The following is an 8,680-nucleotide window of genomic DNA, read 5'->3' as shown; positions in this document are numbered from 1 at the left end:
TCTGTAGTTCAGTCGGTAGAACGGCGGACTGTTAATCCGTATGTCACTGGTTCGAGTCCAGTCAGAGGAGCCAATTTAAGGGAAGCAGACGTTCACTGACGTCTGCTTTCTGCATTTCTATCAGTTGGTTATCCCTTCTTTCACGTTCACCCTCGTTCACTAAAAACCACTCGAAGCCATATCATTTTGATGGTAAAAATGCTGGTAATACTGGTTCGATTTGCCTTTTACCAACAATCGAGGGGGGGGTCATGTCACTAACTGATATTAAAGCAAAAAATGCAAAACCCCTTGAGAAGGAATATAAGCTAACCGATGGCTTTGGTATGTTCCTCCGTGTTACCCCTAAAGGTTCGAAATACTGGCAAATGGCCTACCGTTTCGAAGGAAAGCAAAAACTCTTCTCTATTGGTGTTTACCCTGCTGTTTCTCTTTCTGACGCAAGACAACGCCGTGATGAGGCCAGAAGGCTTCTTGCTCAAGGCATTGACCCTAATGCAAAGAAACAGGCAGAGGTTAAAGAGCTAAAAGCTAAGCGTGATAAAACACGCTCTTTCAGTATGGTCGCTAAAGCTTGGTTCTCTACGAAAACCAAATGGTCAGAAGATTACGGTGATTCCGTATGGAAGCGCCTTGAAACCTATGTCTTCCCGGCAATTGGCGATAAAGATGTTGCCGAACTGGATACGAGTGATCTGCTGGTTCCAGTCAAAAAGGTTGAGGCACTTGGCTATCTTGAAGTTGCCATACGCATTCAACAATACATTACTGCGATCCTCCGTCATGCCGTACAGCAAAAACTCATACGCCATAACCCCGCTTACGATATGGAAGGTGCTGTTCAGAAACCACAGACCGAACATCGTCCCGCGCTGGAACTGGAAGAAATCCCTCAACTACTTAAAAAAATTACCGAATACAAAGGCCGCAGGCTAACTATACTGGCAATCCAGCTCAATCTGATGATTTTCATTCGTTCCAGTGAACTTCGTTTCGCTCGCTGGTCTGAAATTGATTTCAAAAGTAAGTTGTGGGTGATACCCGAACAGCGTGAAGCGATTGAAAACGTCAAACATTCCACTCGTGGGGCCAAAATGAAGCGTAAGCACTTCGTTCCCCTTTGTAATCAAGCCATGAGGATTCTGAAAGAGATCCAACAACTGACTTATGAAGAAGGTCATAATGACGGATTAATTTTTACTGGCTGTTATGACTCGTTTAAGCCCATGAGCGAAAACACCATCAACAAAGCCCTGCGCAATATGGGCTATGACACGAAGCAGGACATTTGTGGTCATGGCTTCCGCACACTGGCCTGTAGTGCCTTAATTGAGTCTGGTTTGTGGTCAGAAGACGCTGTGGAACTTCAAATGAGCCATAAGGAAAGCAACAGCGTTCGTGCTGCTTACACCCATAAAGCCAAGCACCTTGACCAGCGACGCCTGATGCTTCAGTGGTGGGCTGACTACCTTGATGCAAGCAGAAACGGTATGGTCAGGCCGTTTGAATTTGCTCAAAGTAGATAACAATAGAGGCCAAGGATGGCCTTTCACCATACTTTACCCCTATTTTTTATTATCTAAAATGAAGATTAAGTGGCTAACCTTATTTATTCCTTATCACTTTGACCTGTAATCATTGACTGAAGATATTTATATTCAGACCTCAAAGAATTATATTGCGAAGCAGTTAGAAGTCTATTTGAATTTAACTCAATAACATTAGCATCATGTTTAAATTCATTTAACGCATCATTTTCCATTGCACATAGTATTATTTGATAATCCTGAGGAACACTACGCATTAATTCTTTAATAACAGTTTCATAACGGTATCCCGCCTGTTCCTGCTGGTTGGGTGTATCGATAACGAAAGGAGGCACTACGCAAGATTTAGCACCATGAATTTGTTGTAGTATAGAGAGTTGATAAGCAAGTAGTCCCCTAGCAGCCTCAGCAGCACCACCACCAAGCAACTGTTTATAATCAGTGGGTGATTTAACCTTGCTAAGATTTATCCCTGTCGAACCTAGTGCTTCAATATTTGCTAACAGTTTGGACATAAAGGACGAATTCAGTTCTTCCCTTTCTTTGGTAGAAAGAAGTTTTTTCTGGTCTTTTTTTAAATCCTTGATGGAACTGTTGGCCTTATTGATGCTAAGGTCTTCATTATCGATTTTAATTTTAATATTTCTTGAGACGTTTTCAGTAGATATAGTATCTATTACTTGAGCAATGAGATCTTTTTCAACTGCAGCGTCATCTGTGATGTATTTCTTATTTATCCTTTCGATTTCGTTAGTAATAAACTGAGCATCATCATTTAATGAGTTCAATGAAGAATTGAGTTCCCCTATTTTAGATGCTATTGAATTTGCCTCATTAAGCAATGAGTCTTTTTCTGAAAGAAGCAACGCTCTGTTAGGAAGTGAGTTATCGTGAAGAGTGCCACACAATGGACACTCTAAATTATCAGTAGGTATGGATTCTACCGCAAACTTATAATCTTCCTCTAGTTCATTTGCAGAACTAATGGCTAACGCATACTGACTTTCGAGATCATAAATATTTGAGGTGATAGTGGCCTGAGTATCATAAAGCCTTGTTTGGTAATCGATCAAGTCGTAAAGTTCATTTTTTATTTCATTCTGAATCTTAATGAACTTATTATTATCTAGTGCTATAGGTGAATCAACCGAGTTATCAACTATAACTTCAACGGCGCTTTGAAATTTCTCTATTTTATTTGCTGATTCCTTTTTGATTTCACTATACTCATAAATATTTTCCTCAATATCAAAATGCTCAGGCTTAAGATAACCAGTAAAGTATTTGATTAATGGACCTTTCCATTTGGAATATTGCCCTAAGTTCTCAAATGAATTCCAAGGTGAACTCCAGCTTTTTATCTGGTCAATATAGAATGGTAAAAAATAATATGCTGGAGGAGGTGTCTCTAAGTTTCCATCACCACGATTAGGAAGTTTCATTTTGAAATTGACGAGATCAGAGAAATCTTTCGAAAAATCACCAGTTATATTTATATATCTTTGAGCTTTATCACCGATAGCTCCCAAAATTATTGAGTGGCTTCCTCGACATGAAAAATACTCTTTGTTATGTATAGTAAAATATAAAATGGATTTAATGTCATTTGATTTCCATTCTTCATCGAAAACAGGTTCGCATCCTAAAGTCCACAGTAAACTTTTGGCTAGGGTGGACTTGCCAATACTATTATCTTTTCCGGTAATTAGATTCAATCTTTTCTGGAACGAGAACTGATTCGCAAGTCTTTTCGAATCTGATATCAGAACTAATCGTTGAAATGTCAAGCTTCTCATTTTTCTTGCTCCTTAAATTCCGGATTAATAATTTATAGTTATCTTTATTACTTACAATATTATTCATGCATCACCTTTAAAAAACTATAAATTACCTCGCATAATATATCGTCATATTCTGGCACTTGATCTTCAATATTAAGTTCTTGAGCTTTTACTATAACTAACTCAATGTAATCACGTGTTTCTGTAAAATCTTCTTCTGAGACACTACTTAGTGCCTGCTGGACTATTCTCATTACATTCATATCAAAAGCCGATGAATGCCCAATTCGGCGCAAGAAAAGTTGTTTTATTTTTTTATTAATTTTCCGATAAGTTAAAGTGTTCCATTTCATATCATTTTTAGCTAAGTACTCAAAGTCTTTCTCAAAGTCCTCAAATTTTGGGCTTGTTGTGTTAACAGCAATAACATCCTTTACCTTATGAGAAGTGAGAGATTTATCCTCTACCATTTTCTCCCAAACAGTAAAATCGTAAGTGTTCTGTCCTTTGCGATGAATTTCATCGATTATTGCTCTATAAATATTAACGGCATTACAATGACTATTTGGAAATATTTCATTTACTAATTCAGCAAATCTACCAATGACAAACTCTTCTTGGTTCTCTAATTTTATTTTTGGAACAATGAATTTTAGATTTTCTGGAAAGAGAGCTATTCCAATCTCATCCTTTAATTTTTCAGTTAACCCCGATAAGCAATCTACACTGAGATCACCTGAAGTTATAATGTCTAATTTTAACTTCTTATCTATTTGTTCAAATGAGAAACCACTGGAGGACACAAGACCTATTTCCGTAATGCGTGCTTCATAGTCTGTACCAATACATGAACTTAATAGCTTACCTAGAATGGAACTCTTCGCTCCGTCAGCACCTTGCTCTCGTTTGGTTAAGGCATCAGAAGTGAAGGGTTTTCCAGTGTTCTTTACTTGAAAAAATTCAAAATTTGCCGAGTTTCCATACAATGAGTCTGCGATAACGACATCCTCATGATATTCGATTAATAATGCATAGTCAGAATTGGATTTATGCTTTTCAATTATTCTGCATAAGGCCCAATGATACTGAAAATCATATTTTCCGAATGTGGTTGCTCCTGAAATTTCTCTTTGAGCATGACCCAAAACATTACGTTCCATTGAGAACCCCACCTTTACTTAAGGAATCGCTACTGACTTTTCTAACCAATCTAATTTAGGAAGGGCAAAAAGTCTATAAAATCGTGGTCTTAGCCCGTTCTGAAGTAGAGCTATCACAGCACAGAGCATTGCAGATAAACAGAACCAGCATTTTTTTAACATAATGCTACCAGCATCTCATGCTCATGTCGGTAATCGAGTGATAAAGACAATGATAATGACTATCAGGAATCAATATTGATGGTTATACGGTGGCATTGACAGGTCAACAGGTAATTAATTATGCAATATGGTTATATTAAAAGCAAAATTAATTCAGATATGACATAAGTAAGACGACAGCGTCCACATTACTTACACTCTTAGGCAAACATCTTGATCAGCTCCTTCTGATGTTGCAGTGGTGGATTTGTTATCTAAATAGCTGTATCTAATACCCCTACACTTACGCTGAGTGGCATGTAACATGTTGCGTAAAGGCATACATCGTAGACCTGATACGGCGTGGCAGACAGAGAAAACAGCACCAAAGCCTTACGCTATAAATGGATTACAATCCCGCACAGCTATTTTGGTGCCAATATTAATGACATGGTCATACTATCTCAATTTGCTCGCAGCAAATAAAGACCTGAAAGCTAAAGATTACGTTGCTTTATACAGTAGACATATTCAATACAAGGATTTAATCTAGACAAGTCAGTCATAGTAAAGAAATGGAGTTTGAAGTGATCATTGTATATGCAGTGGAAAAAGAAACAAAACAGATCATGCATATTGATGATGTTCCTAATGGAGCTAAGTGTAATTGCATATGTAAGTCATGTAATGATGAATTGATTGCTCGTAATGGTGGAAAATTAAAAAAACATCATTTCGCCCATAGAAATCTTATCGAGAATCGTGCTTGCCGAATGACACAGTTGCATTTAGCAATGCAACATTATTTTCTTAGCTTAGATGTATTAACAATACCTCAAATGACTTTTGCGTATAAGAATCATACGCTAAAAACACCACTAATAAAAACCAAAATACTAACCGCAACCTTAGAACACAGAATCGGAAACTATGTGTCAGATGTCTGCCTTAACACAGATACTGGATTATACATCGTCGAGATCTGCGTAACACACAAATGCGAGCCTGAAAAAGTACGTTACTTTAAAAATAACAAAATAAATTCAGTAGAGTTAGTGTTCGAATACTCTGAAGATATCGAGATAGAAGAATGGTATCAACGTATTAAAAACAATCAAGTTCCCAATAAATGGTTTTATTACTCTGAGTGTATTAAAGCGATTGAATGTCATGAGTTAGCTGTCGAAAAAGAAATAAATGAAAGACGTTCCAAAAGATTAAAAAACACACTAAATTCAATCAACAAAACAATGAAAAATAAGACAATATTCCTGCCAAGTATTCATGAGAGTATAACTTATGAAGAATCTAATGAGGTATTTACTGAAAGCTTCTGCCTGTACCCAAAGAAGAATCGTTCCGTTGATAAACTATCGGTTATACAAAAAAACGATAATTATTTTATCCTACGTGGAGACACCTTGCATAAAGGAAAAGAATTTCATATATGGATAATATATTTACTAAATGAATTTGATTTGAATCTAATGGACGATTTTGATGGGAGTGTAATTATAAGATTCTATCCTATAGATAGTAATAATCCCCAATGGCGCTGGTTGAAATATCCATCACTTGAAAAAGAAAAAACACGTGTACGGTCTCAGTTCATTAAAATCTGTAAAGAAAATATACATATAAAATCCCTAACAATTTATATGAGCAATAGATTAAAAAATCGCTCATATGAGTATTTAAACATGACCGATGAACTATTCAATAGAGACTACAGCACATGGAATAAATGGCTGATAAGCCATAAGTTATTTACTCCGAACATACAGAGGAAGTGGCCGAAATTACCTATAATGCTTAAAGAAATGAAAGAATCACCCAGCCTTTGGATGTTCCAGAGATGGTCAATCTTAGTAATTAGCATTATGATTAATATAATAGATAACATTTCAACTGGAAGCAGTATTACAGTTTATAACATATTTGATGAAATGAGTGACATCCTACCTCTCGATCCTGAATTTATATCTTTAGAAGCAGAAGCAATTGCCAATAAGAAAACCATTCAATTACCTCATCGCCATCTTATTTTTAGAAGGCATATAATTATTGAGGTACTACAACCATTAATCGAAAGAAGTATTTTGACTGTGAAAGGTGATATTGTCATTAAGGAAACACCATTGCAACAATTGTTTCTACAAAGCATAGTTTAACTATCTATCGGGGAAAAGATCTTTGCCAGATACCCCTATAAAAAGGATAATAAAGTGTTAAGCAAAATAAAACAACATTCCATCTTGGGATTAAAAAACATAGAAAAAATCATAACTCTAATAATTTTTATGTGCACGTTTTCAGGAGCGTGGTTCCTCTTTAGCTATGCACGCACCCACGGTGTGAAGTTTATTGACCTGATACAATCAAATTTACTCATCAGTACAGGGGCATTATCTTTCTTTATAATACTTTTTATTGTTGGATGTTTTTTAATATCATTCAATTTATCGCCAGCAATTGCCCGATGCCTTTATTATGACATATTAGTTCGAGAAAAAATAAAAGGGGTAAAAAGAAGAAAATTAATATATTTATTATACTTCACATCATGTGGAGTAGCTTCTTTATTCGCTTTTTATCATTTTTACTTCGGAGTTTCATTAGTTGTTATAGTTGCATTGACTCTTCATTTTTTAGCGATTAAAAAACCCTTTTATTACAAAAAAATAGCCGTCACATTAAAGTTAATTTTATATACTGCATTATTATTAGCAATAAGTATTGCTATGTTTGGATTTCTTTCCATTACACTGAATTTTGATATAGAAACAAATTCGTCTTTTAATAGTATTATTCAAGCTCTTTCAATATTTGTTATTATCGTTACATTGGCGATTATTGGATTAGCGGACATACATCAACGTAATCGAGATCTAAAGAATAGGATATGGTGTTACGTTTTTTTCTCCTTACTTATTGTTTTTTATATCGCTACAGCATTTTCAACAGGTGTATCAGAAAAAATAGCGAATATGATCGGGTTAGGTTACGTTAATCAATGTTATCATGAAAAGGATCTGGTTAAATACTCCATACCTGAAAGGTTAGTTATAATACAGAAAGACAAAAGCAAGATAAAACTATTCATTATTGCAGATGTAAACGGAAAGATATACATATCTAAAGATAAAAATCATCGTGCAGAGTTTATGTTCATTGCCAAAGAACTAAGTGAAGTAAGTTGTGATTAATTAGACAAATACACAAGCAAAAGGGCCTTACGGTCCTTTCGTTTTCCCTTGAAGGGAACTCTCCATTGGAGAGAATATACATATCCCCATATTTGGGGCAACGCAATCAGCCCATTGGGCTGTACACCACTCCCCATATATGGGGCAATCAGACACTTCATAAAGTGAATATTCTCAAAGAACATTAATTAAATATAATATTAAACATTAATTGTCAAACTGCAGCCTGAGAGCGAAAAATAAAGAGCCCTGCCTCACCAGTGGGGTTTTTTATTTTCTGCGATCTGCCTTCCAGATCTCCGCCCCACAACAATCCCCCCGGTAAAACTGTCCGTTTTCAGGCTATTACGCGCACTCATAAGACCATTACACCCTGACCGGGTTATGTGTTACATTCCCCCTGCCATCGCAAAAAACGATGGCAGGGGTTTAGCAGCCCTTCGCAAATAGAACCACTGGTACTTCGTACCGGTGCAGTCGTGTTCGCCTCAATGGCGGTCACGGCGGGGGAGCCGAAAGGCTCGCCGGTTTGCTATTTGCCCGGTCTGCTAACCCCGTCGTGATCGCCACCACGGGGGAAACATATGAACACACCGCGAAACGACTGGCATCCTGCCGATATCATTGCAGCACTCAGAAAAAAGAAAACCTCACTCTCCGCACAGTCCCGTCTGGCCGGACTGTCTTCCAGTACGCTGGCAAACGCGCTGACACGTCCGTGGCCGCGCGGAGAAAAACTCATTGCCGATGCGCTGGGAATATCGCCGGAAATTATCTGGCCTTCACGATACTTCGATGATGAGGGTAATCGTATAGAAAGGCTCATGCGAAAGCGATGATCCTCA

Annotated in this window: 6 protein-coding genes; 4 read left to right on the top strand and 2 right to left on the bottom strand. The window is 37.1% G+C overall.

Annotated elements, in window-relative coordinates; translation table 11 throughout:
• Window positions 1–251 precede the first annotated feature (251 nt).
• Window positions 252–1,526 (top strand): integrase arm-type DNA-binding domain-containing protein, encoded by a 1,275-nt coding sequence (locus tag JO226_RS18740; RefSeq protein WP_293641334.1) that lies wholly within the window; start codon window positions 252–254, stop codon window positions 1,524–1,526.
• A gap of 83 nt (window positions 1,527–1,609) precedes the next feature.
• On the opposite strand, the gene JO226_RS18735 is transcribed toward JO226_RS18740, so the two are convergent.
• A complete protein-coding gene (locus tag JO226_RS18735) occupies window positions 1,610–3,262 on the bottom strand; it encodes a hypothetical protein (protein ID WP_293641331.1) in 1,653 nt (550 codons plus the stop codon).
• A gap of 140 nt (window positions 3,263–3,402) precedes the next feature.
• Complete coding sequence (locus JO226_RS18730; RefSeq protein ID WP_293641328.1) at window positions 3,403–4,488, bottom strand: DUF4297 domain-containing protein; 1,086 nt, start codon at window positions 4,486–4,488, stop codon at window positions 3,403–3,405.
• Window positions 4,489–5,216: 728 nt separating this feature from the next.
• Here JO226_RS18730 and JO226_RS18725 point away from each other — a divergent pair.
• The 3 genes from JO226_RS18725 (at window position 5,217) to JO226_RS18715 (ending at window position 8,674) form a co-directional block, all read left to right on the top strand.
• On the top strand, window positions 5,217–6,800 hold the full coding sequence (locus tag JO226_RS18725; protein ID WP_293641325.1) for a hypothetical protein: 1,584 nt from the start codon (window positions 5,217–5,219) through the stop codon (window positions 6,798–6,800).
• A 54-nt stretch (window positions 6,801–6,854) separates the two neighbouring features.
• Window positions 6,855–7,835 (top strand): hypothetical protein, encoded by a 981-nt coding sequence (locus JO226_RS18720; RefSeq protein WP_293641322.1) that lies wholly within the window; start codon window positions 6,855–6,857, stop codon window positions 7,833–7,835.
• 584 nt (window positions 7,836–8,419) lie between these two features.
• Window positions 8,420–8,674, top strand: coding sequence for a helix-turn-helix transcriptional regulator (locus JO226_RS18715; RefSeq protein ID WP_293641319.1), 255 nt, complete (start codon window positions 8,420–8,422; stop codon window positions 8,672–8,674).
• Window positions 8,675–8,680 lie beyond the last annotated feature (6 nt).

This window comes from Pluralibacter sp. (assembly GCF_019237635.1).
In the GTDB taxonomy this organism is placed as follows: Bacteria; Pseudomonadota; Gammaproteobacteria; order Enterobacterales; family Enterobacteriaceae; genus Enterobacter_B.
Note: the sequence above shows the minus strand (reverse complement) of the source record. Positions and strands in the feature narration are given on the sequence as shown.

Coding starts and splice junctions, on each gene's coding strand:
- JO226_RS18730 (WP_293641328.1), bottom strand. CDS start 4,488: ATGGAACGTAATGTTTTGGGTCATGCTCAAAGAGAAATTTCAGGAGCA.
- JO226_RS18715 (WP_293641319.1), top strand. CDS start 8,420: ATGAACACACCGCGAAACGACTGGCATCCTGCCGATATCATTGCAGCA.
- JO226_RS18740 (WP_293641334.1), top strand. CDS start 252: ATGTCACTAACTGATATTAAAGCAAAAAATGCAAAACCCCTTGAGAAG.